This is a genomic window from Bacillus sp. AM1(2019) (assembly GCF_009906915.1).
Taxonomy (GTDB): domain Bacteria; phylum Bacillota; class Bacilli; order Bacillales; family Bacillaceae; genus Bacillus; species Bacillus velezensis.
In genome coordinates this window covers 3,947,570-3,970,627 of sequence record NZ_CP047644.1, presented here as the reverse complement: position 1 = coordinate 3,970,627, position 23,058 = coordinate 3,947,570, and the positions used below count along the sequence as shown (strand labels likewise).

Sequence of the window (23,058 nt, the reverse complement as noted above, 5' to 3'; positions counted from 1 at the left end):
GAGACAGAAGAGGAGGTACAGAGATGAATATAATGGATTGGACGGAACAGGATGTGAAAGATACGCTGCCGAAACGGGAGGCAGACAGCCATAAAGGAACGTTCGGGACGGCGTTATTGCTGGCCGGGAGCGAAGACATGCCGGGAGCCGCCCTTCTGGCCGGATTGGGTGCGATGAGAAGCGGCGTCGGCAAGCTTGTCATCGGTACATCGGCAGGCGTCATCCCGCTTATCGTCCCGGTGCTGCCGGAAGCGACGTACTGGCGGGACGGCTGGAAAAAAGCCGCGGCGGGCCAGCCCGGGGAAACCATCCGGGCCGCTGCCATCGGGCCGGGCCTTCCTCAAACAGACGAAGTGCAGCAGGCGGCTGATCAGCTGCTTTCTGCCGATTATCCCGTCATACTGGACGCGGGCGCCATTACGAAAAGAACCTATCCAAAGAGGAAAGCCCCCGTGATCTTGACGCCTCATCCCGGCGAATTTTCCAGAATGACAGGCCTTCCGATTCAAGAGATTCAGCAGAACAGAGCGGGATATGCCGCGGAATGGGCGGAGCGGCTTCATGCCACGATTGTCCTGAAAGGAAACGAAACCATTATCGCTTTTCCCGACGGGGAATGCCGCAGGAATACAACCGGAAACGGCGCGCTTGCAAAAGGCGGGACCGGCGACACGCTGACGGGAATGATTCTCGGCATGCTGTGCTGTCATCAAGACCCGAAGCATGCCGTATTGAACGCCGTCCGCCTTCACGGCGAATGTGCGGAATTATGGACGAAAGAGCGCTCCGCCCATACCTTATTGGCGCACGAACTTTCTGAACTGCTGCCGCGTGTATGGAAGGAATATGAATAAAGAAAAGGCGTCTTCATAAGGAAGGCGCCTCTTTTTGTTTTACCCTTGATTTCATCAGGACATAATACAGCAGCGACGGAACGGCCAGGCCGACGACCCAGGCAATGTCGCCTCCGCCGAATATTTCAGCGAGCGGTCCGATGTAAAAGGATGTATTGATGAACGGGATTTCTAATATAATCGACAAAACGAAGGCGGCCGCTGTAATCCAATTGACCCTGCCGTATTGCCCGTTGACGTCAAACATCGATTTGACGTGGTATTTTCCGCGGCGGATAAAATAGTAATCCACGAGGTTGATCGCCGTCCATGGAATTAAGAAATAACTGATGAAAAAGATGAAATTTAAAAACAGTTCCATGAAATTGCTTTGGCCCAAGAGACTTAATACAGTACCCGCTGCCGTCACACAAAGGATCATTACCACTCTCGTTTTCGGCGTCACCTTCAGTTTTAAAAACGGCTCCAAAGTAGTCGTGGTTGACATAAAGGCTCCGTATAAATTAAAGACGTTGATCGCCATTTGTCCGAACAGGACGATGATCAGCATAATAAAGGAAAACGGACCGAACAATCGGACAATCTCATTTCCCGCATTAGCGGTAAAGTCCGGGAGCGCTGTCGTCAAAATGGCGCCGAGAAGCATCATCCAGATGGAACTGACTGACGTACCTGCGTAGCTGTACCAAAAGGTATGCGATGCCGGTGTTTTGACCGGCAGATAACGGGAATAATCTGCGACATATGGCGCATATGCCAGCTGCCATGTGGCCACCGCGCTGACCGCCACTAGGAAAACAGGCAGGTCTAATGAGCCGGGCACCCAGCTTCCTGAAGGAATCGGCAGTTGAAAAATAAGAATCGTTGCAGCAAAAAAAACGGCAAAGGAGGTCCAAGAGAGGATTTTCTGCATTTTGTGAATCAGATCATGACCGTAGATCGTGAGTAAAAAACAGATGGCGCTTAAGCCGATAATACACCATGAAGCCGGAATCGGTACAAAGCTGCTCAATGTACCGGCTGCGAGAATCGTACTGCTCGCAAAGAAGCCCAGGTAGATAAACATGACCAAAAAGAGGGGCAGAATCGCTCCGATCACGCCGAATTGCGCGCGGCTTTGAATCATTTGCGGAATTCCGAGCTGAGGTCCTTGTGCGGAATGAGACGCCATAAAGATTGCGCCGATAAAGGTCCCGATAATAATGGCGGCGATACTCCAAAAGAGATCGAGTCCCATTGTAACGGGCAGTGTGCCTGTGACTAACGTCGTAATATGCATATTAGCCCCGAACCAGACGGGGAATAAATCTTTAGCCTTTCCGTGTCTTTCGTCATGCGGAATATGTTCAATCGTTCGCCTTTCTACTTTCAATAGATAATCTCCTCCGTATGTTCTTCTTTAACATAAAAACATAGCTTAACAGATTGACCTGCCGTTTACAAATTCCAGCATGCAGGAAAAACATTGTAAAGCCTCGCTGACAGCCGTTCAAAAGTTTTTTTGGAAAACGGAACAAACACTGCCGCCAAAGCGATTTGCCAGGGTTTAAAAGGCATGGATATGCTTACGGACTAATATGTATTAAGGAGAAATGTGTCAATCTTTTGACGAATGGAGCCATTATTCGTTAAGCTGAAAGAATAGTTTACTTTGTGTAAATTTCATTAATGAAAAGGGGATGGATGATATGTGTACAAGTCTTACATTGAAAACGACAGACGGTAATCACCTATTGGCGCGAACGATGGATTTTGCATTTCAGCTCGGTACGGACGTCGTGCTTTACCCTCGTCAGTACAGCTGGAAAAGCGAAGCTGACGGCAGGATGCATAAGACGAAATACGCATTTATCGGCATGGGGAGAAATCTCGGCAATGTTCTGTTTGCCGATGGCGTAAATGAAAAGGGGCTGTCGTGTGCGACGCTGTATTTTCCGGGCTTTGCGGGATACGAGAAAGCGGAACGGGAGGGCACCTGTCACATCGCTCCTCATGAGTTTGTCACCTGGGCCTTATCAAACTGTGAATCTCTTGAAGACATAAAGGAAAAGCTCTCAATGCTGACGATTGTAGAGAAGAAGTTAATGTTATTGGATACGGTGCTGCCTCTTCATTGGATTTTATCAGACCGCACGGGCGGCTGCATTGTCATCGAGCCGACACCGGAGGGAATGAAAGTATATGACAACAAACCCGGAGTGATGACCAACAGTCCGGAATTTCCTTGGCATGTGACCAATCTGCGCCATTATATCGGAATCAGGCCGCAGCAGTCAGAAAGCAAAACATTGGGCGGAATGACATTAACCGCTTTCGGCCAAGGATCTGGAACGATCGGGCTTCCCGGTGATTACACGCCGCCATCCCGATTCATCAGAGCTGCTTATCTGAAAGAGCATTTAGAGCCTGCCGCTCATGAAACGGATGGCGTTACAGCCGCTTTTCACGTGCTGTCCAATGTGAATATTCCAAAAGGCGCGGTGATCACAGAGGAGAATGAAATTGATTATACGCAGTATACGTCGGTCATGTGCTGTGACAGCGGTAACTACTACTTTCATCTGTACGACAACCGGCAGATTCACAAAGTAAGTTTATTCCATGAAGATCTTGAACGTCCGGAGCCGAAAGTATTTGCGGCCGCGGCGGAGCAGAATATACAGGAGCTGAATTAGCCCAAAAAAAAACAGGACGCGATTGTCCTGTTTTTTTATTTAATACGGATCAGACGGATGGCTTTCCTGTTCAGCCTGCTTTGCAGCCTGTTCCGTATCAGTAGTGCCGATCGGCCCGTTGCTGTTGTTTTCGGAAACCTTTTTCAGCCCTTCCGCAACACGTTTTCCGTAGTCCGGATCAGCTTTTGTGAAATTCTCAATCATTTGATCCTGAATGTCTTTCCGGCAGGAAGAAAGCGTATTGACCAAGTTTGTGATCAATTCGTTCCGTTCAAATTCCGAAAATCTGCGGTATGTTTCTCCGGCTTGGCCGAAATGATTCGACCGGTCGATCGCTTCCCGCTTCACATCGCCTTCGACATGAGGTGTATGGTCTTTCCCATCCTGCTTTGCTTCGTTGAGTCCTCCCATAATGGACGGCTCATAGTTGACATGCGGGTTTTGTCCTTCTGCCCGATCGACCCGATACTGCATTTGCCCGCCTTCCTGGTTGGTGGCGACATGCTTTTTCGGCGAGTTGATCGGAAGCTGCAGGTAATTTGCGCCGACCCGGTACCGCTGGGTATCTGAATAGGCGAATGTCCGCCCCTGAAGTAATTTGTCATCTGAAAAATCAAGGCCGTCCACAAGCACGCCCGTTCCGAATGAGGCCTGTTCCACCTCGGCATGGTAGTTTTCCGGGTTTTTGTTCAGAACCAATTTACCGATCGGCTTCCAAGGGAAATCGTCTTTATACCACAGCTTGGTCGGATCAAGCGGATCAAAATCCAGCTCGGGGTGTTCGTCATCAGTCATGATTTGCGCATACACTTCCCATTCAGGGTAATCGCCTTTTTCAATCGCTTCATACAAATCCTGTGTCGCATGGTTAAAGTTTTTCCCCTGAATCTCTTCCGCTTCCTTCTGTGTCAGGTTGCGGATGCCTTGTTTCGGTTCAAAGTGATATTTGACGAGCACGGCTTTTCCTTCTTCATTGACCCATTTGTAGGCATGGACGCCTGAGCCCTGCATCTGCCGGTAGTTGGCCGGGATGCCCCACGGCGAAAACAAGAAAGTGATCATATGAGTCGCTTCAGGTGATTGGGAAATGAAGTCGAAAATACGCTCGCCGTCCTGAATGTTCGTAACGGGATCAGGCTGAAATGCGTGCACAAGATCCGGGAACTTCAGCGGATCACGGATAAAAAAGATTTTCAGGTTGTTGCCGACCAGATCCCAGTTGCCGTCTTCGGTATAAAGCTTAACGGCAAAACCCCGGGGATCACGCAATGTTTCCGGGGAATGCTTTCCGTGGTTGACGGTAGAAAACCGCACAAACGCCGGAGTTTTCGTTCCTTTCTTTTGAAACACTTTCGCTCTTGTGTATTTAGAAATCTCCTCGTCTCCAAAACTTCCGTAGGCCTCAAAGTATCCGTGTGCGCCGGCGCCGCGCGCGTGAACGACGCGCTCGGGAATCCGTTCGCGGTCAAAGTGGCTGATTTTCTCCAAAAAATCATAATTCTCCAATGTCGTCGGTCCTCTATTGCCGACTGTCCTGACATTCTGGTTGTCAGTGACCGGATGGCCCTGCCGGTTTGTCAGCGTGTCTTCTGACTCGCCTTTACCGGTCGTCTTACTGGAAAGCGTTTCTTCGCTGTTTTTGTTATTTTCCATTGTTGAACCCTCCTTTTTGAACGGTAACAATATGCCCAGCAGAGCCGTTTTTTAAAACCGATTTTCAAAAGAAGCGGTTATTCCGCGATCGGCGTCAAAGATCCGCCGTTCCATATTTCGCCCTTGTTCAGTGTCCAGCTGTTTTGATAAAGGCTTTGCGCGCCTTGATTGGCCGCCGGACTTAATTGTTCATCCCATGTCAAAAAGTACGTGGTCTCGGGATACTTTTGCCTGATCGCATTGATAAAAGCAGCATAATCAAAGCTTCCGATATTGCCGGACGGACCGGTTTCGGCAAAGGCAAACGGTTTTTTCAGAGACAGCATTTCATCATAGCCTGATATCGCATACGGATCAGTGAAGTAAGCGTCCAGACCGGTAATATCCACATAAGATGAGCCTGGGTAGAAGTCTGTTTTAAAGTCTCTGTTGGCATCCGGCGAATACACCCACAAAAGGTTATCCAATCCTCTTGTCTCTGTCATATAGCGGTATATCTTCTTGTAAAGCTCTTTGTACAGCGAGATTCTTTCCGTGTCTTTTTGGTTGTAGCCTGTCAGCCCCCACCAGAACCACTCGCCGTTCATTTCGTGAAGCGGCCTGAACAGAACGGTGACGCCTTGATTTTTCAGCTGAGTAAGGCCGTCGGCGATTTTGCTGAGCAGCGCCTCAAGCCGTTTTCCTTCAACAGTTGAAGGGTCCAGGATGTTTTTGTACTGGCTGTTTGAGATGGCCGTTTTATAGTTTCCGGATGGAAAAGCCGGATTTGCGAGATGCAGGCTGACCTGAGGGAGGCCGCCGCTTTTCCAGTATGAGATTAAGCTGCTGTTGCAGCTGTAATCGATAGAATCGGTGATATCCGCTGTTTCCAGCCATCCTCTCCCATAGTCACAGCCGTAGATGGCGGGAGACTGTCCCGTCGCGTTTTTCAAGCGGTTTTCCTCTGTCATTGAAAAAGTGACATCGCTGTACCCGCCGAACGCACCGGACATGACCCTGTTTTCTGAACGGTTGGGCAGGTGCGCCAGCCAGTTCATGATATCTTTTGTCGTCTGCTGGGCATTTGGGTTGACGGGATAAACGGTGTGAGCCGATATCGGACTGGCGGCTCCTAAGAGTAATAAAACGATAGACAGGCAGACTGCTAACTTTTTGAGCATAAAAAAGACCTCCTGATTTTTAAGATGATGAAGGATGTGAAACGATAACCTCACAATCTCCTTCTATAACAAAATCTCCGGAATCCGCCGGCACGATAAAGTGATCGCCTTTGTGAATGGGGCATCCATCCAGTTCTCCGCGTCCTTTAATGACGCTTGCGAGTAAATAACGGCCGGGTGCGGGGAATGATGCTTTCCCGCTCACATCCCATTGATAAACTGAAAAGAAAGGTGTTTCGGCAAGTGTTGTAATAAGAGCATTTCCGATCCGATGCTTTGTGCTTTTTACATTTTCATCGGTATGCGGAATACTTGTTACGTCAATTGCTTTCTGAAGATGAAGCTCGCGTTTATTCCCGTTCCCATCCGTCCGGTCATAGTCGTAAAGCCGGTAGGTGGCATCAGAGCTTTGCTGGATTTCAAGAACGAGCGTACCTTCACATAAAGCGTGCAGTGTGCCGCTCGGGACATAGAAAAAGTCGCCGGGCTTAATGGGGATGCGGCGGAGCAGGTGATCCCACTCGTTTCGTTCAATGTGCCGAACGAAGTCTTCTCTCGTTTGGGCGCGGTGCCCTAAAATGAGCTCCGCCTCTTTTTTGCAGTCCAATATGTACCAGCATTCCGTTTTTCCGAGTTCTCCGTTTTCATGCCGATGTGCATATACGTCATCCGGATGAACCTGTACGGATAAGTCCATATTTGCGTCGAGAATTTTTGTGAGCAGGGGAAAGGCTTCTTCTTTCGGATGTCCGAACAGGTCAGGGTGTTCATTCCAGAGACGATGTAATGATGTTCCGGAAAAAGGCCCGTTCCGCAAGATGGATGTGCCGTGCGGATGAGCTGAAATCGCCCAGCACTCTCCCGTCCGCTCAGAAGGAATTTCATACCCGAATGTATCGCGCAGCTTCGTCCCGCCCCATAATCTTTCTTTAAAAACCGGTTCCAAAAATAAGAGTTTCGTCATTTTTCCGCCTCCCGGTTTGCCGCCTCTAATGCGCGCTCCGCCAATACGAGCGAACCGGCCGCTCCGGAGTGAATGCCTAATTGAGGGGGGACGATGCGGTTTTCAATGTCGGGCAGATCAATATATTGATTCAGCCGCTTTTTTACGTGCTGACGGATAGAAGAGAACAGCTGCCGCTGCTTCATGACGCCTCCGCCGAGAATAATCTTTTCCGGCGAAAGTATGAGAATATACTGCACAAGCGCTTCGGCAATATAATAGCCCTCAAGCTCCCACACTTCCTGCTGATCCGTGAGCAGAACTGCTTTTTTCCCCCAGCGTTTCTCAATGGCGGGGCCTGCCGCGAGGCCTTCCAGGCAATCTGTATGGTAAGGGCAATTGCCTTTGTAGCCGTCGTCCGGATGTCTTCTGACGTAAATGTGACCCATTTCAGGATGAGACAGCCCTTGAACAAATCTTCCGTTCATAATGGCGCCCGCGCCGATGCCTGTGCCGACCGTCAAATAGAGGCAGCTGTCCGCGTTTTTGGCCGCGCCGAAAGAAGCTTCTCCGAGCGCCGCCGCATTAACGTCGGTGGTGAAGCCTGCGGGAATATCAAGAGCGCTTTTGATCGTTTGAAGAATAGGGCAGTTCCGCCAGGCTGTCTTCGGCGTCGCGGTGATGCACCCGTATGTTTGACTGTCGGGACGGATATCAATCGGTCCGAACGACCCGATGCCGATGGCTTCTATCGGGAAATCTTTAAAGTAACGGATGACCTGTCTGAGTGTGTCATCCGGTTCTCCCGTCGGAAACTCTGCTCTGTCCAGAATGGTGCCGTCTCTTTGTCCGGCGGCACAGACAAATTTCGTGCCGCCGGCTTCAATACCTCCAAGCATGGCTGTACCTCCTCATCTGTTAAAATCCGTTTTGATCGGAAACGGCTTTGAACCAGCGGCCGCTTTTTTTGACGGTCCGTTCGCCCCCGTTTTCCAGATTGACAGATACAAAGCCGTAGCGGTTTTTATAAGCATTTGTCCAAGACCAGTTGTCCATAAAAGTCCACAGATGATAGCCTTTTACATTTGAACCTTCTCCGATGGCCCGATGCACCCATTTGAGATGTTCCCGAATAAATTCAATCCTGTAATCATCCTGAATGATGCCGTTTTCATCGCGGAAGCGTTCCTCGCCTTCAACTCCCATGCCGTTCTCGGAAATAAAACATTCGATATTTCCGTAATGTTCTCTGAGATTGGTGAGAATGTCATAGATTCCTTTTTCGTATATTTCCCACCCGCGGTGAGGGTTCATTTTCCGTCCGGGCATAACATACGGATCGAAGAAACGCTCAGGCAGGAAAGGGGCGTGCGGATTCGGAACATGTTCTTTTGCCTTGACGCGTCTCGGCTGGTAGTAGTTCACGCCTAAGAGGTCAACCGTATGCTCCTGAATGAGGCGGAGATCTTCTTTCTCGTAACGCGGGAGAAAGCCTTCCGCCTTGAGAATCTCGACAAGCTCCTCAGGAAATTCGCCCTTTACGGCGGGATCTAAAAATGAGCGGTTGAAAAAGGCGTCGGCAATCCGGGATGCTTTCAGATCTTCAGGGTGTGAGCTTCTCGGATAAGAAGGCGTCAGATTCAGAATGATTCCGATTTGTCCGTCCTGTTTCAATTCTCTGTAGGCTTTGACAGCCCTTGCATTCGACAGCAGGGTATGGAAGCCGGCCTGCACCGCTTCTTGAAAATTAACGTGATTCGGATAGTGAAAGTCGTATAAGTAGCCGCCTTCAATCGGCACAATCGGCTCGTTGTGAGTGAACCATTTTTTCACTTTGTCACCGAATAGCGAAAAGCATGTTTTGGCGTAATGTTCAAACGCGTCAACGGTGTCCCGGCTGACCCAGCCCCCCTTACGCTGAAGGGCGAGAGGCATGTCAAAGTGAAACAAATTGACAAACGGCTCAATGCGATGGGCAAGCATTTCATCGATGACGTCCTGATAAAACGCGACCGCTTTCTGATTGACCTCTCCAGTTCCGTCCGGAATCAATCTTGACCAGGAAATAGACAGCCGGAAGGAGTTGTGGCCGATTTCTTTCATCAGCCGGATATCCTCCTTATATTGATCGTAAAAACGTGACGTGTCGCCGGGGCCGACGCCGTTAAAAAAACGGCTCGGCTCTTTTTCATACCAGTAATCCCATATGTTTTGGCTTTTTCCGTCTCTGTCAGCGGCGCCTTCTGTTTGGGTGGCGGAGGCGGAAGACCCCCACCAGAATCCTTCCGGAAAACGATATTGAATATTTGAATCAGTCAATTGATTTCTCTCCCTTACTGCGATTTTGATTACATACTCATGCTGTCATCCCGGGCATGCTGCTCGGTCTCAGCTTCTTTTTCCTTTGCCATGTTTAATTTGTCCAGCGCTTTAAGAAACGGGAACCAGATGACAAACACAATACAGAGGTTGACCAGCTGCATAATGCCGCCCATGACGGAATTGGTCGCCATAATCCCGTTAATGAAAAGGGGGACGGTCCAAGGCACGGTCACGCCGGTAGGAGGGGGCACGATCCCCGCCGACATGGCCAGGTAGGTGACAAGGGTGACAACCATCGGTGCGATGACCCACGGAATGATAATGATCGGGTTCATCACGATCGGCAAACCGAAAATAACCGGCTCATTGACGTTGAAAATGCCCGGCGCGAGACCGAGTTTGGATATCTGTTTCATCTGTTTGCTTTTCATAAAAAGCAAGATGGCGATCACTATGGCCAATGTCATTCCGGTTCCGCCCATTCCGACGGTGTAAATCTCCATAAACGGCTTAGAAATAATATGGGGAATCTCTTTTCCCGCTGTATACGCAGCCAAATTTTCGACCTGTAATGTATTCCAAATCGGGTCCATCACGGAATTGATAATGATTTGTCCGTGAAGTCCGAAAAACCATAAAATCTGAATAAAGAAAACAGCGATTAATGTAGGAATGATGCCGCTTCCAAGTCCGACAAGCGGGGCTTGAACCGTATGATAAATGACATCATGCAGATTGGTGTGAAAGATCTGGGTGACAGCCGCATTGATCAAGAGGAAGACGGTAAGCGTGATAAAAGCCGGAATCAATGCGGCGAACGATTTAGCAACAGCCGGAGGAACACCGGCAGGCATCTTAATCGTTAAGTTTCTCTGGACGATTCTTCTGTAGATTTCACCTGACAAAAAAGCGGTAATCATGCCGAGAAACATTCCTTTTGCTCCAAGCCGGTCAACCGGAATGACGCCTGCGACCGCTTTGCCCGTTTCCGGCTCTAAAACGAACGGGGTGAGCAGCAGAAAAGAAACCAATGCGATCGCTCCGCCGAATACGGCCTCCACATCGTAGCTTTTGGAAAGGTAATAGCCGATCCCGAAGACGACAAAAATGGACATGATCCCCATCGTCGCCGTCGAAGCGCCGCCAAATCCGGATTGAAAGACAGACAGTGCGGAGCTGCTCATGATTTTGTTTAAAAACGGCAGGTTCGTCAGCACGACGAACACCGAACCGAAAATGGTCAGCGGAAACGCCAGCATAAAAGCATCCCGTAAGACTTGCAAGTAGCGGTTATTGTTTAATTTGCCCGCGATCGGAACAAGGAATTGGCTGATTTTCTCAAACACGTCTTCACCCCCGGCTTTCTATAAATTTTTCGATTGAAATAAGTCGAGCATTTCTTTAACGAGCTCTTTCATAGAAAGCGCTGACATTAAGTGGTCTTCGGCATGCATAAAAAGCAGAGAGACATCCGTCTTGGCGCCGCCGGCTTCTTTTTGAATCATCTGAAAATGGATGTCGTGCGCTTTCCCCAGTTCTTCTTCAGCCTTTGTCAGAAAGGTGTCTGACTCATCTGGCCGGCCGTCTTTATAAGCGCGTATCGATTGAATAATACAGCTGCGGGCATTACCGCTGTGAAGAATCAGCTGAAAACTGATCTGTTCATCCGTGTACGTTTCCATGCTTATCGCCTCCTTTATTTGTTCTCAATCAAGGCAACGGCCTGTTCGTATGCTTTTTTGCCGTCTCCCATGCCGTAAGCCATCATGTCAATCACATCAATGGTGATGTGAAGCGGGTCCGCCTCTTTTTGAAGCTCACCTTTTAAAAAACTCATCTGCGGGCCGATCAGTACGACGTCTGCATCTTTCATCGCTTCTTTTGCTTTATCCTGTCCGACTGCCCAAATCTCGGCTTCCTCACCGATGGAGCGGGCGTAATTCTGCATTTTCGTAACAAGAAGGCTGGTGGACATGCCTGAGCTGCAGGCTAATAAAATTCTTTTCATGAGAATCCCTTCTTTCATAAAGTTAAAACGTTTTCATGAATATTATAATCTTTTGAAATTAAATGTCTATACTTTTAAAATATAAAAGTTTTACTTTTCGGATTTTTGACACAAAAAAACCTTTTAAGATTCAACTTAAAAGGTTTTTCATCTCAAGCGAGCCATAACAGCCATAAATAAAGTCCGATCAGGGTGATGAATAACGTCGGAATGGTTAATATCAGACCTGTCTTGAAATACATTCCCCAGGAAATTTTCACGTTTTTCCGGCTTAGCACGTGGAGCCATAACAATGTCGCCAGCGATCCGATCGGCGTGATTTTCGGCCCGAGGTCCGAACCGATAACATTCGCGTAAATCAATGCTTCTCTCATCAGCCCGTGAGTGTCCGTTCCGCTGATGGCTATGGCGTCAATCATCACCGTCGGCAGGTTATTCATAACGGAGGACAGGATCGCAGCGATAAAACCCATTCCGAGTGTGCCCGCAAACAGTCCGTGATCCGCCGCTTTCTGAATAAGCTGAGAAAGAAAATCCGTCAGTCCGGCATTCCGCAAGCCGTACACGACAACATACATGCCGACAGAAAAAAACACGATGGCCCACGGGGCGTCCTTGATGACTTGTTTTGCAGGGACGGCGGGGCTTCGCTGCGCCAGAATGAGAAAAATAACCGCGATGGAGCCGGCAACGAAGGACACAGGGATCGACAGCAGCGCACTGACGAAATACCCAATCAATAAAACGGCCAGGACACCCCATGATAACCGGAAAAGGCGTTCATCCTTAATCGCGGATGCCGGATGTTTCACAAGACCGGTGTCATACCGTTTCGGAATGTTTTTTCTGAAATAGAGATACAGCACCAAAATGCTTGCCGCCAGAGAAAAAAGGTTGGGCACCAGCATGCGTGATGCATATTCAATGTACCCGATATGAAAGTAATCGGCGGATACAATATTGACCAAATTGCTTACAACGAGCGGAAGCGAGGTGGTGTCGGCGATGAATCCTCCGGCGATAATAAACGGAAAAACCAGCTTTTCAGGTAAATTCAAAGCCCGCACCATCGCCAGTACGATCGGCGTCAAAATGAGCGCCGCTCCGTCATTGGCAAACAGGGCGGAGACAACAGCCCCTAAGACCGACACATAGAGAAACATCCGCAGCCCGCTGCCTTTGGCCGCCATGGCCATATGCAGCGCGGCCCACTCAAAAAAACCGATGCTGTCAAGAATCAATGAAATGATAATAATGGCGATAAAGGCAAGTGTCGCATTCCAGACGATTCCCGTCACTTCCGCGATATCGTGCAGGCTGACTGCTCCGGCGATCAAAGCGAGGACCGCTCCGCCGCAGGCAGACCAGCCGATTGATACATGTTTCGGCTGCCATATGACAAACACAAGTGTCAGCACAAAAATCAGCGCTGATAAAACCGCAACTCCCAAGAATATATCCCCCTTACCGGCATGTAACAGTGACTTCTTTTTGCCGCAATGTCTGTAAAACTTCGTCCTTTTCATCTATCTGCTGCAAAATCGAGCAAACCAGCGCGTATTCCGGACCGGACGGATGAATGGCATAGTACCGCCACTGGCCCTCGCGTCTTTCCCGCACAAGGCCGGCGTTCTTTAATTTCCGCAAGTGCTGGCTGATGCCGGGCTGACTTATATCAAAAATAGCCGTCAGCTCGCAGACACAATATTCCTTATCCTCCAGAAGCTTCAGCATCAAAAGCCTCGTCGGGTCGCTTAGAAGCTTGAGGCACTGGCTGATCCCTCCGGAACTTAAAGCATGATGCCGCCGTTCCATGCGCTCACTCCTTTTTCACACTATTATATAAGCGGTTGTTTATATAAGTAAACGACAATATAAAAAAGCCGGCCTTGCACTTTTTGCAAAACCGGCTCATGTTTATTTTTGGAACATTTTTTTCGCTTCATCCATTGCTAATTTATTTCCCAGTGCTGAATAATCAAGCCAAGGCTGATCGGCAATTTTATAGACGTGGTTTGCTTTCACGGCCTTCAGCCCTTTCCATACAGCGCTTTTTTGCAATTCTTTATAGGCTTGCTGTGACTTGTCGTCTCTGTTAACGACGACGAAAATCGCATCTGCGTTGTAATCAGGCAGCACTTCTTGAGAAATGACTTCATAAGGGCGGGAGGTGTTCATTTCTTTAATGCCGTCAGCCGGTTTCAGCTTCAGATCGTCAAACAGAATCGGTCCCATCGGGCGGCGTGTGCTGAAGACGCGAAGCTCTTTTGCGTTCACGCGGATCGCCATGACTTTGGCGTTTTTCCCTAATTCCTTATTTATCATGGATTTGACTTGTTTTGTTTCATCTTCGTAATCTTGAATAAACGTTTTCGCTTCTTTTTCACGCTTGACGATTTTTCCGATGTCTTTTAAATGATCGCGCCATGTGCCTTTATCAAGGTCGAAAACGTGTGTGTTTCCGATTTTCTTGTATTTTGACACATCTTTTCCCGCAAATTCTTTATCAAGATAAATGTTGTCAGGGTTCAGCTCAAGTAAAGCTTCCATATCCGGATCTGAGGCAGGGCCGAGTTTTTTCGTGTCTTTCAGCTGATTTTTCACATGAGGGAGAAAATCTTTTAATTCTCCGCCCACGACGGAACCGGCAGGTGTAACGCCGAGAGCCAGCAGATCATTTGTCAGGTGAATGGACATCGAAGCGATTTTATGATCGCCGGATTTCTTTTTTGACTCCGGCTGTGTTGAATCGGATTGGCAGGCAGCCAGTAAGAAAATACACATGAAACTGACGAGCGCAATTATTTTTTTCATGGGAATACTCCTTGTTTTATGATTTGATTTTCATGACGAGATAGAGAAAATACGGCGCGCCGATGGCTGCCGCAACCACGCCGGCCGGAATGGCGTTCGGCTGAAACAAAGACCGGCCGATGGTGTCTGCCGCGACAAGAATGACAAGTCCGATTAATCCCGCAATCGGAATAATATGCTGATGCATGGTACCGACGAGCCGTCTTGCCAAGTGAGGGGCGGCAAAGCCGATAAAGCCGATTCCGCCGGCCATCGCGACGCTCGCGCAGGACAAGCCGACCGCTATGGCGATCAGCATGATCCTTTTTCTCTGCACGTGTGCGCCGAGCCCCGCGGCTGCCTGGTCACCGAGCATTAAAATATTCAAAGAGCGGGCGTTCAGCCATGCAAGCGGTGCGAGAATGCCGATCCAGGGCAATAGCGACCACACGTGAATCCAATCCCTGCCCCAGACGTTTCCCACCAGCCAGCGGGAAGCGAATGTATAAGTTTCTTCATTCAGGCGCAGCGACATAAACAATGTAACGGCGCTGAAGCCCGCGGAAACGGCGATCCCGACTAACAGCATACGGATCGTTAAAAAACCGTTCAGCCTGTCGTACGTAAGCACTACAATCAGCAGGGCGGCGAGTGTTCCGCCCGCAAACGTAAACAGCGGGATGAACATCGACGCCTGCGCCTCCAGGGAATGAAAGAATGTGATATACATCATCAAACCGAAGGAAGCGCCGGCATGCAGTCCGAGAATGCCCGGATCGGCAAGCGGATTTCGGGATACACCCTGCAAAATAGCGCCCGACACTCCTAAACCGATGCCGGCCAGCATCGTCACCAGAATCCGGGGAAGCCGGTAATCGAATAAAACGGTTGTGCTTTGAAACGTGCCGTATCCGAACAGCGTTTTTCCCACGGTGAGAGGAGAAAGCCGGAATGAGCCCGTATGCAGCCCGATCAGAATCATGCAAACGGCGATGACCAGCAGAATGAGTCCTGCCGCCGCCGCTTTTTTTGTTTCTTTCTGTACTTTCATTTATAAGTCTCTCCCTTCCTTGCGGGCAATATAAAGAAAGAAAGGGACACCGACAAGTGCGACCATAATGCCTATCGCCAATTCCCTCGGGGGACTGACCGTGCGCGAGGCCAGGTCGGCCAAAATCAATAGAATCGCGCCGAGTAACGCGGACATCGGAATAATCAGCCTGTACGTAACGCCGACGATCTTTCGCGCGATATGGGGAATGACCAGCCCGACGAAGCCGATCGCGCCGGCAGCGGAAACAGACACACCGGCAAGAACGACGGCGATCATTAATCCGGCGGCACGCGTCAGCGCCGTGTTCACCCCTAAATTCGCCGCCACGTCATTTCCCATTGAGAGAAGGGTGACGGACCGGCCCATGAATGTCGCGAGAATGATGAAGACCGCAATCACGGGAACAAGGACTTGTAAATGAGCCCACTTGATCCCTGACACCCCGCCGGCGTACCAGAAGGCCAAATCCTGGCTTAAATCGTAATAAATCGCCACACCGGTACTGAGTGAATGTAAAAGAGCGGCCACGACCGCCCCGGCAAGCGTCACCTTTAAAGGCGTCATGCTGCCTTTTCCCGCCGCACTGATAAAGAAAATCAAGCCGGTGCTTGCCAGTGCTCCCAAAAATGACATCACCATCAGCAGGGCGTATGACAAATGAGGGAAAAAAGCAAAGCTGAGCGCAACAACAAACATGGCGCCCGCGTTTACGCCTAAGACACCCGAATCGGCAAGCGGGTTTCTCGTGACACCCTGCATGAGGGCGCCGGCTGCAGCAAAAGCGGCTCCTGTAACGGCCGCCCCGAGCACCCTCGGAAGACGCAATTCATGAATGATCTGCTGGCCCGTTATGTTCGGATTATAATCAGCAACAGCCGACCAAACCGTATGTAAAGTAATGTCTTTCGCGCCGAATGAGACAGCAAAAAAAATAGATACAAGCAGCCCGATCACCGCGATCAGGAAGAAAACCCCGTTTTTTAAGATGCTGATCAGACGGTTTGCGGACGTGACAGAATCGCTCAAAAATCAATTCACCTACTTTTATGATCATTGTCCGGTATTTATTGAATATGAGAATCATTTTCATTTGAACCATCATATTATACCGAGCTGATTTTCAAAACGCAATAGAGCGTTCAACAATGATGTCCTTTTTTTCTCTCATGTTTATATTGTAAAAAAGAAGTGAAAAACGTGAAAGAGGAAATCGCTATATTCAGAAAGGAGGGAGGCAAATGGCGGGAGAACGAAAGCCTTTGCCGATTGAATTTTACCAGAGACCGTCAGTGGAGCTTGCCCCTTTATTGCTCGGCTGTCTCTTGGTGAAGGAGACGGACGAGGGAACGGCTTCAGGTTTTATCGTGGAAACGGAAGCTTATATGGGAGCGGATGACCGGGCGGCGCACAGCTTCGGCAACCGGCGCACGAAACGGACGGAAATTATGTTCCATGAGGCGGGCCGCATTTATACATACGTCATGCACACTCATACATTAATGAACGTCGTCGCCGCGGACATCGGCATTCCGCAGGCCGTGTTAATCAGGGCGGCGGAGCCTCATGAAGGACAGTTCCTGATGGAGAGCAGGAGACCGGGCAGACCCCCGAGAGAGCGGACAAACGGCCCGGGAAAACTGACGAAGGCGATGGGCATTTCAATGAACGACTACGGCGGCATGATCACGGAACCGCCGCTGTATATTACGGAGGGCTTTGCGCCCGAGCATATATCAACAGGCCCGAGAATCGGGATTGACAACAGCGGAGAAGCCCGGGATTATCCGTGGCGCTATTGGGTGACGGGGAACCGGTATGTCTCACGCTGACCATGTTTATAAACGCTGATAAGAGGGGAAAGACAAGGTAAAAGAAAGGGGATTCAGACATTGAAAAAATTTTTCAAAACGATTATCAAATGGGCGCCCGTCATCTATCCGATCATCAGAAAAATCATAAAAGAACGGAAGGCATCTAAGCGGAACCGCATGTCCGCATCCCGAACAGCCGGCTGATCCGGCTGTTTTTTTACGGGCCTGGCATCGGATTGCCGCATTGACTTGAAATCCTCCCCATTATAGAATTTACATACATTTACCCTTCCTCATTCTTTTTGCCCATTTTTCACGTCTGCATCTGATCTGATAGGAGGTTTTTCTCATGCTTCATGGGCGGCTTCGTGAACTTCTGCGCTTGCTTTTAGCTGCTGAAACACCGGTTACAAGCTCAGTCATCGCTGCAAATGTAAAGGTAACGACGCGGACGGTCCGCAATGACATAAAGGAACTGCAAACCATTGTAGAAAAACACGGCGCATCCATTCAATCTGTCAGAGGGAGCGGCTATAAGCTGCTGATCCGGAATGAGCAGCCGTTTAAAAACTGGCTTCAGGACAATTTCCAGCAGAACAGCACCGTGCCGATTTTTCCCGGTGAACGGTTAGATTACCTTATGAAAAGAATGCTTCTGGCCGACGGCTACCTCAAGCTGGATGACTTGGCGGAAGAACTGTTCATCAGTAAATCCACACTTCAATCTGATTTAAAAGAAGTCAAAAAACGGCTCCGCCCCTATGACATCATTTTGGAAACAAGGCCGAACTACGGCTTTAAGCTGCGCGGCGAAGAGCTCCGCCTCCGTTATTGTATGGCGGAATACTTAGTGGACGACCGCGAGCCAGAGCCTGATCTCCTGAGTGAAAAGGCCGGTATTCTGCCGAAAGACGACATTCACGTGATCCGCACAGCCATTATGAAGCAGGTTCGAAACCATAAGATCCCGCTTTCTTTCTTCGGCCTGAACAATCTCATCATCCATATCGCCATTGCCTGCAAACGAATCCGGACAGAAAACTATGTATCTCTCATCCCGGAAGATCTTCATGATATTAAGCTTGAAACAGAATATCAGTCAGCGGAAGCCATCGTAAAAGAGCTTGAATCTGCGCTTTCGGTCACCTTTCCCGAACAGGAAACCGCCTATATCGCCATTCACCTGCTCGGGACAAAGCGCATGACCCAGTCACAACTGGAAGGAAAAGAGCTTACAAGGCTGATAGACGGGGAAACCAGCCGTTTGACGGAGGCCATGATCGAAGCCATTGAGCGGGAGCTGAAGCTCGGAATCACGGACGACAATGAGCTGAAAGCTGGTCTTGCGCTCCACATCAAGCCGGCGATTAACCGAAACCGGTACGGAATGAACCTGAGAAACCCGATGCTCTCCGCCATAAAGGAAAATTATCCGCTCGCATTTGAAGCGGGAGTGATTGCGGGAATCGTGATCAAGGAGCAAACCGGCATTGATATTCATGAAAATGAGATCGGATATTTGGCGCTTCATTTCGGAGCCGCCATTGAAAGGAGAAAGACGGAACGGCCGCCTAAACGCTGTCTGATTGTCTGTGCGTCCGGCGCCGGAAGCGCGCAGCTTTTAAGAGAAAAGCTCCGTTCCCGGTTCGCAAAGCGTCTTGAAATCGTCGGAACGGCTGATTACTGCAGCCTTGACCAGCTTTCCTTTGAGTCGATTGATTTTGTGGTCAGCACAGTGCCGATCAAAAAAGACCTGCCCGTTCCCGTATTGAAGGTTCATACGCTGTTGGGCGGCGGGGATTTTACAAAAATCGACGCCATGCTGGAAGAAAAGCGGGAACAATTGAACTTTCTGAAACCGGAGCTGGTATTTTTGCAGCAGGATCTGGAGACGAAGGAGGACGTCATCCGTTTTCTCGGACAGAAGGTTGCAGAAGCCGGCCTCGCTTCTGATTCTCTGACCGATTCTATTTTTGAAAGGGAAGCGATTTCTCCTACGAGTTTCGGCAATCTTACGGCGATTCCGCACCCGCTCGTTCCGCAGACAGACACGACGTTTTGGGCGGTATGCACGCTGAAGAAACCGATTGACTGGGCGGATAAGCGTGTCCAATTTGTCTGCCTGCTCTGCGTCGAGAAAGAAAGCAAAGCCGACCTCCAGCATATGTACAAATGGCTCGGCGGCATGTTAGATGATCCGGCCGCGGTAAGCCGTCTCTTAAAATGCACAACCTATCAGGAGGTTTTACGAGTATTCAGAGACAAACGATCAGAGAAAGACCGGGATACACCTTTTTTCCGTTAGCAGCGGAAAAAGCCTGAGTAGTTATGAAAGCGATTTCATAATATGATGGTACTAACATCGAGACATACAAAATACCAAACTTTCAGGAGGTCTTTTACATGAATATATTACTCGTTTGTGCAGCAGGGATGTCAACAAGCTTACTCGTCACCAAGATGGAAAAAAGCGCGCAGGAACAAGGAAAAGAATATAAAATCTGGGCGGTGTCAGGCGATTCAGTCAACCAGCATATTGATAAAGCGGACGTATTGCTGCTTGGGCCTCAAGTCCGTTATTTGCTTCCGCAGCTGAAAAAATTGGGTGAATCAAAAGGAGTGCCGGTTGAAGTCATCAATACCGTCCATTACGGCACTTGCAACGGAGCGGAGGTTCTGAAATCAGCGGAACAGCTCGGAAACGCATCGTAGAAAGGGGCGGGCCGTGTGAATAAGGTGAACCAGTTTTTAGAAGAGAAAGTCATGCCCATTGCCGGAAAAATTGCCTCCCAGCGGCATCTGCAAGCATTGCGTGACGGGATCATCCTCACCATGCCGCTTATCATCATCGGTTCGTTTTTTCTGATCATCGGCAACCTGCCGATTCCGGGATATGCGGATTTCATGGCAAAGACGTTCGGAAGCGCCTGGTCTCAAAAACTGCAATATCCGGTTGATGCGACCTTTGAAATCATGGGTCTTGTCGCCGCTTTCGGAATCGCCTACCGCCTGGCCGAAAAATACGGGGTGGACGCATTATCGGCCGGTGCGATATCTTTGGCGGCGTTTCTCTTGGCAACGCCGTACAAAGTTCCGTTTCTGCCTTCCGGCGCCAAAGAGGAAATCATGGTCGGCGGCGGCATCCCGCTGTCTCTCATGGGAAGCAAAGGGCTGTTTGTCGCGATGATCATCGCCATGCTGTCGACGGAAATTTACCGCTTGATCATCCAGCGGAATTTCGTCTTCAAAATGCCGGACGGCGTGCCTCCGGCGGTCAGCAAATCGTTTGTCGCCTTAATTCCCGGCTTTGCCGTCATCTTTCTGATCTGGGGTGCGCGTTTAATTGTCGAAGCGACGCCGTTTGAAAGCCTTCATAACATTGTAAGCGTTGTACTGGGGACGCCGCTCTCGATTCTTGGGCGAAGTCTCGGCGGAAGCCTGATAGCCGAAGCGGTTCAAATGCTCTTGTGGGCGTGCGGATTACACGGGGCGAACATAGTCGGCGGCGTCATGGCGCCGATCTGGTTCGGAGCGATGGATGCCAACCGGATTGCGTTTCAGGCGGGCGATGCGCTTCCGAATATTTTCACCCAGCAGTTCTTTGAAATCTGGATCAACATCGGCGGAAGCGGCGCGACACTGGCGCTCGTGGTCACCATGTTTCTCCGTTCGCGAAGCAAGCAGATGAAGCAGCTTGGGAAACTCGCCATCGGGCCGGCCGTCTTTAATATTAATGAGCCGATTATTTTCGGAATGCCGATCGTCATGAACCCGATGCTTCTCATTCCGTTCATTATCACACCGCTTGTCACACTGGTCCTTACCTATATCGGCATGAGCACCGGCCTCGTCGCCAAACCTGCCGGCATTGCCGTCCCATGGACGATGCCGCCGATTTTCTCCGGCTATCTTGCCACGGGCGGAAAAATATCAGGGGCTGTCATGCAGGCGATTAACATCATCACAGCCTTTATCGTGTACTATCCGTTCTTCAGAATGTGGGATTCGCAAAAGCTGAAAGAAGAAAACGAACTTGAACAATCGCAGGCGCCAGCCGTACAGGGAGACGAAAAAGCCGTGCTGTAGAGAAAGGGAGTGAAACACATGAATGAAAAAATGGAACAGACCATTTTTCAGATCATCCTGCATGGCGGCAACGGCAGAAGTGCATCAATGGAAGCCATTGCCGCCGCAAAGCGGGGGGACAGAGCCATGGCGGAGGAAAAGCTTCAGGAAGCCGCAAGGGAACTGACCGAAGCTCATCATTACCAGACAGAATTGATCCAAAATGAAGCCGGCGGAGAAAAAACAGACATGACGCTTTTGATGGTGCATGCGCAAGATCATTTAATGAATGCCATGACCGTGAAAGACTTGGCCGCTGAGTTAGTCGAGATTTACGAAAAAGTGAGTCTGCAAGGGGGAGCAAAAATATGACAAAAGGAATTAAAATTGTAACGATCGGCGGAGGTTCAAGCTATACACCGGAGCTTGTGGAAGGCATCATTAAGCGCTATGAGGAACTGCCTGTCAGAGAATTATGGCTCGTCGACATTCCTGAAGGCGAGAAAAAACTCAATATCGTCGGCACGCTTGCAAAACGCATGGTCGAAAAAGCGGGTGTTCCGATAGAGATTCACCTGACGCTTGACCGGAGAGAAGCCTTGAAGGATGCGGATTTCGTAACGACTCAATTCCGCGTCGGCCTTCTTGAGGCCCGCGCCAAAGACGAACGGATTCCGTTAAAATACGGCGTAATCGGCCAGGAGACAAACGGTCCGGGCGGTTTATTCAAAGGGCTGCGCACCATCCCGGTTATTCTGGAAATCGCGAAAGACATCGAAGAGCTTTGTCCGAATGCATGGCTCGTGAATTTCACAAACCCTGCCGGCATGGTTACCGAGGCCTTGCTCCGCTACTCGAATCTCACAAAAGTCGTCGGCCTCTGCAATGTGCCGATCGGCATTAAAATGGGCGTCGCAAAAGCATTGGACGTGGATGTCAGCCGGATCGAAGTGCAATTTGCCGGGCTGAATCACATGGTCTTCGGATTAGATGTTTTCTTAGACGGCGTCAGCGTGAAAGATCAAGTCATTGAAGCCATGGGAGACCCGAAAAACGCCATGACGATGAAAAATATTTCAGGAGCGGAATGGGAGCCTGAATTCCTGAAGGCGCTCGATCTGATTCCTTGCGGTTACCACCGCTATTATTTCAAAACGAAAGAAATGCTCGAGCAAGAAATAGAAGCGTCACAGACGGAGGGCACACGCGCCGAGGTCGTGCAGAAGGTTGAGAAAGAACTGTTCGAACTGTACAAAGATCCGAATCTCGCCATCAAACCGCCGCAGCTTGAAAAACGGGGCGGAGCGTACTACAGTGACGCGGCCTGCAACCTGATCAGCTCCATCTATAATGACAAACATGATATCCAGCCCGTCAATACGATAAACAACGGCGCGATCGCCAGCATTCCGAATGACTCAGCGGTCGAAGTGAACTGTGTCATGACGAAAGACGGTCCGAAACCGATCGCCGTCGGTGATCTGCCGGTGTCTGTCCGCGGACTCGTCCAGCAAATCAAATCATTTGAGCGCGTCGCCGCTGAAGCAGCCGTCACGGGAGATTATCAAACGGCGCTACTTGCGATGACGATCAACCCTCTCGTCCCGTCAGACTCCGTGGCAAAGGCCATTCTGGATGAAATGCTTGAGGCCCACAAAGAACATCTGCCTCATTTCTTTAAGTCGATTGAAGCATAAGAGCAGTAAAAAAAAACCCGGAT

At 49.7% G+C, this 23,058-nt stretch carries 23 protein-coding genes; 9 read left to right on the top strand and 14 right to left on the bottom strand.

The window, feature by feature from the left end; translation table 11 throughout:
- Nucleotides 1-23: 23 nt before the first annotated feature.
- On the top strand, nt 24-854 hold the full coding sequence (locus tag GNE05_RS19780) for an NAD(P)H-hydrate dehydratase (RefSeq protein ID WP_052827997.1): 831 nt from the start codon (nt 24-26) through the stop codon (nt 852-854).
- 13 nt (nt 855-867) lie between these two features.
- Here GNE05_RS19780 and GNE05_RS19775 read toward each other — a convergent pair whose 3' ends face one another.
- Nucleotides 868-2,226: a purine-cytosine permease family protein gene (locus GNE05_RS19775; RefSeq protein WP_061861666.1), complete on the bottom strand. Its 1,359-nt coding sequence runs from the start codon at nt 2,224-2,226 to the stop codon at nt 868-870.
- A 316-nt stretch (nt 2,227-2,542) separates the two neighbouring features.
- Here GNE05_RS19775 and GNE05_RS19770 point away from each other — a divergent pair, with 316 nt between their 5' ends.
- A complete protein-coding gene (locus GNE05_RS19770; RefSeq protein WP_014419228.1) occupies nt 2,543-3,529 on the top strand; it encodes a choloylglycine hydrolase family protein in 987 nt (328 codons plus the stop codon).
- Between the two features lie 39 nt (nt 3,530-3,568).
- On the opposite strand, the gene katX is transcribed toward GNE05_RS19770, so the two are convergent.
- The 13 genes from katX to GNE05_RS19705 form a co-directional block, all read right to left on the bottom strand.
- Nucleotides 3,569-5,182, bottom strand: a complete 1,614-nt coding sequence (katX, locus tag GNE05_RS19765; RefSeq protein ID WP_014419227.1) for a catalase KatX — start codon at nt 5,180-5,182, stop codon at nt 3,569-3,571.
- 77 nt (nt 5,183-5,259) lie between these two features.
- Entirely contained in the window at nt 5,260-6,342 is a 1,083-nt protein-coding gene (locus tag GNE05_RS19760; protein WP_095060350.1) for a glycosyl hydrolase, read from the bottom strand.
- 19 nt (nt 6,343-6,361) lie between these two features.
- Complete coding sequence (gene manA, locus GNE05_RS19755; RefSeq protein WP_160183123.1) at nt 6,362-7,306, bottom strand: mannose-6-phosphate isomerase, class I; 945 nt, start codon at nt 7,304-7,306, stop codon at nt 6,362-6,364.
- A complete protein-coding gene (locus tag GNE05_RS19750; protein ID WP_154817776.1) occupies nt 7,303-8,184 on the bottom strand; it encodes an ROK family protein in 882 nt (293 codons plus the stop codon). Before GNE05_RS19750 ends, manA begins: the two co-directional genes overlap by 4 nt.
- A 19-nt stretch (nt 8,185-8,203) precedes the next feature.
- A complete protein-coding gene (locus tag GNE05_RS19745; RefSeq protein WP_160183122.1) occupies nt 8,204-9,604 on the bottom strand; it encodes a glycoside hydrolase family 1 protein in 1,401 nt (466 codons plus the stop codon).
- A gap of 29 nt (nt 9,605-9,633) precedes the next feature.
- Nucleotides 9,634-10,953: a PTS cellobiose transporter subunit IIC gene (gene celB / locus GNE05_RS19740; RefSeq protein WP_021494724.1), complete on the bottom strand. Its 1,320-nt coding sequence runs from the start codon at nt 10,951-10,953 to the stop codon at nt 9,634-9,636.
- Nucleotides 10,954-10,971: 18 nt separating this feature from the next.
- On the bottom strand, nt 10,972-11,289 hold the full coding sequence (locus GNE05_RS19735; RefSeq protein WP_003150849.1) for a PTS lactose/cellobiose transporter subunit IIA: 318 nt from the start codon (nt 11,287-11,289) through the stop codon (nt 10,972-10,974).
- 14 nt (nt 11,290-11,303) lie between these two features.
- Nucleotides 11,304-11,615 carry a PTS sugar transporter subunit IIB gene (locus GNE05_RS19730; protein ID WP_022553971.1) on the bottom strand — a complete coding sequence of 104 codons (312 nt, stop codon included), beginning with the start codon at nt 11,613-11,615 and terminating at the stop codon, nt 11,304-11,306.
- Nucleotides 11,616-11,767: 152 nt separating this feature from the next.
- On the bottom strand, nt 11,768-13,066 hold the full coding sequence (locus tag GNE05_RS19725; RefSeq protein WP_072176906.1) for an arsenic transporter: 1,299 nt from the start codon (nt 13,064-13,066) through the stop codon (nt 11,768-11,770).
- A gap of 13 nt (nt 13,067-13,079) precedes the next feature.
- Complete coding sequence (locus GNE05_RS19720; RefSeq protein WP_014419219.1) at nt 13,080-13,430, bottom strand: ArsR/SmtB family transcription factor; 351 nt, start codon at nt 13,428-13,430, stop codon at nt 13,080-13,082.
- 102 nt (nt 13,431-13,532) lie between these two features.
- The gene (locus tag GNE05_RS19715; RefSeq protein WP_014419218.1) at nt 13,533-14,429 is read right to left on the bottom strand and encodes an ABC transporter substrate-binding protein; all 897 of its coding nucleotides are present in this window, start codon (nt 14,427-14,429) and stop codon (nt 13,533-13,535) included.
- A gap of 16 nt (nt 14,430-14,445) precedes the next feature.
- Complete coding sequence (locus GNE05_RS19710; RefSeq protein ID WP_021494727.1) at nt 14,446-15,459, bottom strand: FecCD family ABC transporter permease; 1,014 nt, start codon at nt 15,457-15,459, stop codon at nt 14,446-14,448.
- Complete coding sequence (locus tag GNE05_RS19705; RefSeq protein ID WP_042635747.1) at nt 15,460-16,458, bottom strand: FecCD family ABC transporter permease; 999 nt, start codon at nt 16,456-16,458, stop codon at nt 15,460-15,462.
- 242 nt (nt 16,459-16,700) lie between these two features.
- On the opposite strand from GNE05_RS19705, the gene GNE05_RS19700 reads away from it, so the two are divergent.
- The 7 genes from GNE05_RS19700 (at nt 16,701) to licH (ending at nt 23,035) form a co-directional block, all read left to right on the top strand.
- Entirely contained in the window at nt 16,701-17,291 is a 591-nt protein-coding gene (locus GNE05_RS19700; RefSeq protein WP_017418624.1) for a DNA-3-methyladenine glycosylase, read from the top strand.
- Between the two features lie 51 nt (nt 17,292-17,342).
- Nucleotides 17,343-17,477, top strand: a complete 135-nt coding sequence (locus GNE05_RS21320; RefSeq protein ID WP_369719122.1) for a hypothetical protein — start codon at nt 17,343-17,345, stop codon at nt 17,475-17,477.
- Nucleotides 17,478-17,622: 145 nt separating this feature from the next.
- Entirely contained in the window at nt 17,623-19,578 is a 1,956-nt protein-coding gene (licR, locus tag GNE05_RS19695; RefSeq protein WP_061861658.1) for a transcriptional regulator LicR, read from the top strand.
- 98 nt (nt 19,579-19,676) lie between these two features.
- The gene (gene licB, locus GNE05_RS19690; protein ID WP_003150863.1) at nt 19,677-19,985 is read left to right on the top strand and encodes a PTS lichenan transporter subunit IIB; all 309 of its coding nucleotides are present in this window, start codon (nt 19,677-19,679) and stop codon (nt 19,983-19,985) included.
- A gap of 15 nt (nt 19,986-20,000) precedes the next feature.
- Nucleotides 20,001-21,359, top strand: a complete 1,359-nt coding sequence (gene celB / locus GNE05_RS19685; RefSeq protein ID WP_160183121.1) for a PTS cellobiose transporter subunit IIC — start codon at nt 20,001-20,003, stop codon at nt 21,357-21,359.
- 18 nt (nt 21,360-21,377) lie between these two features.
- Nucleotides 21,378-21,710, top strand: coding sequence for a PTS lichenan transporter subunit IIA (gene licA / locus GNE05_RS19680; protein ID WP_003150867.1), 333 nt, complete (start codon nt 21,378-21,380; stop codon nt 21,708-21,710).
- Entirely contained in the window at nt 21,707-23,035 is a 1,329-nt protein-coding gene (gene licH, locus GNE05_RS19675) for a 6-phospho-beta-glucosidase LicH (protein ID WP_072176908.1), read from the top strand. The genes licA and licH overlap by 4 nt, the downstream gene beginning before the upstream one ends.
- Nucleotides 23,036-23,058: the final 23 nt, after the last annotated feature.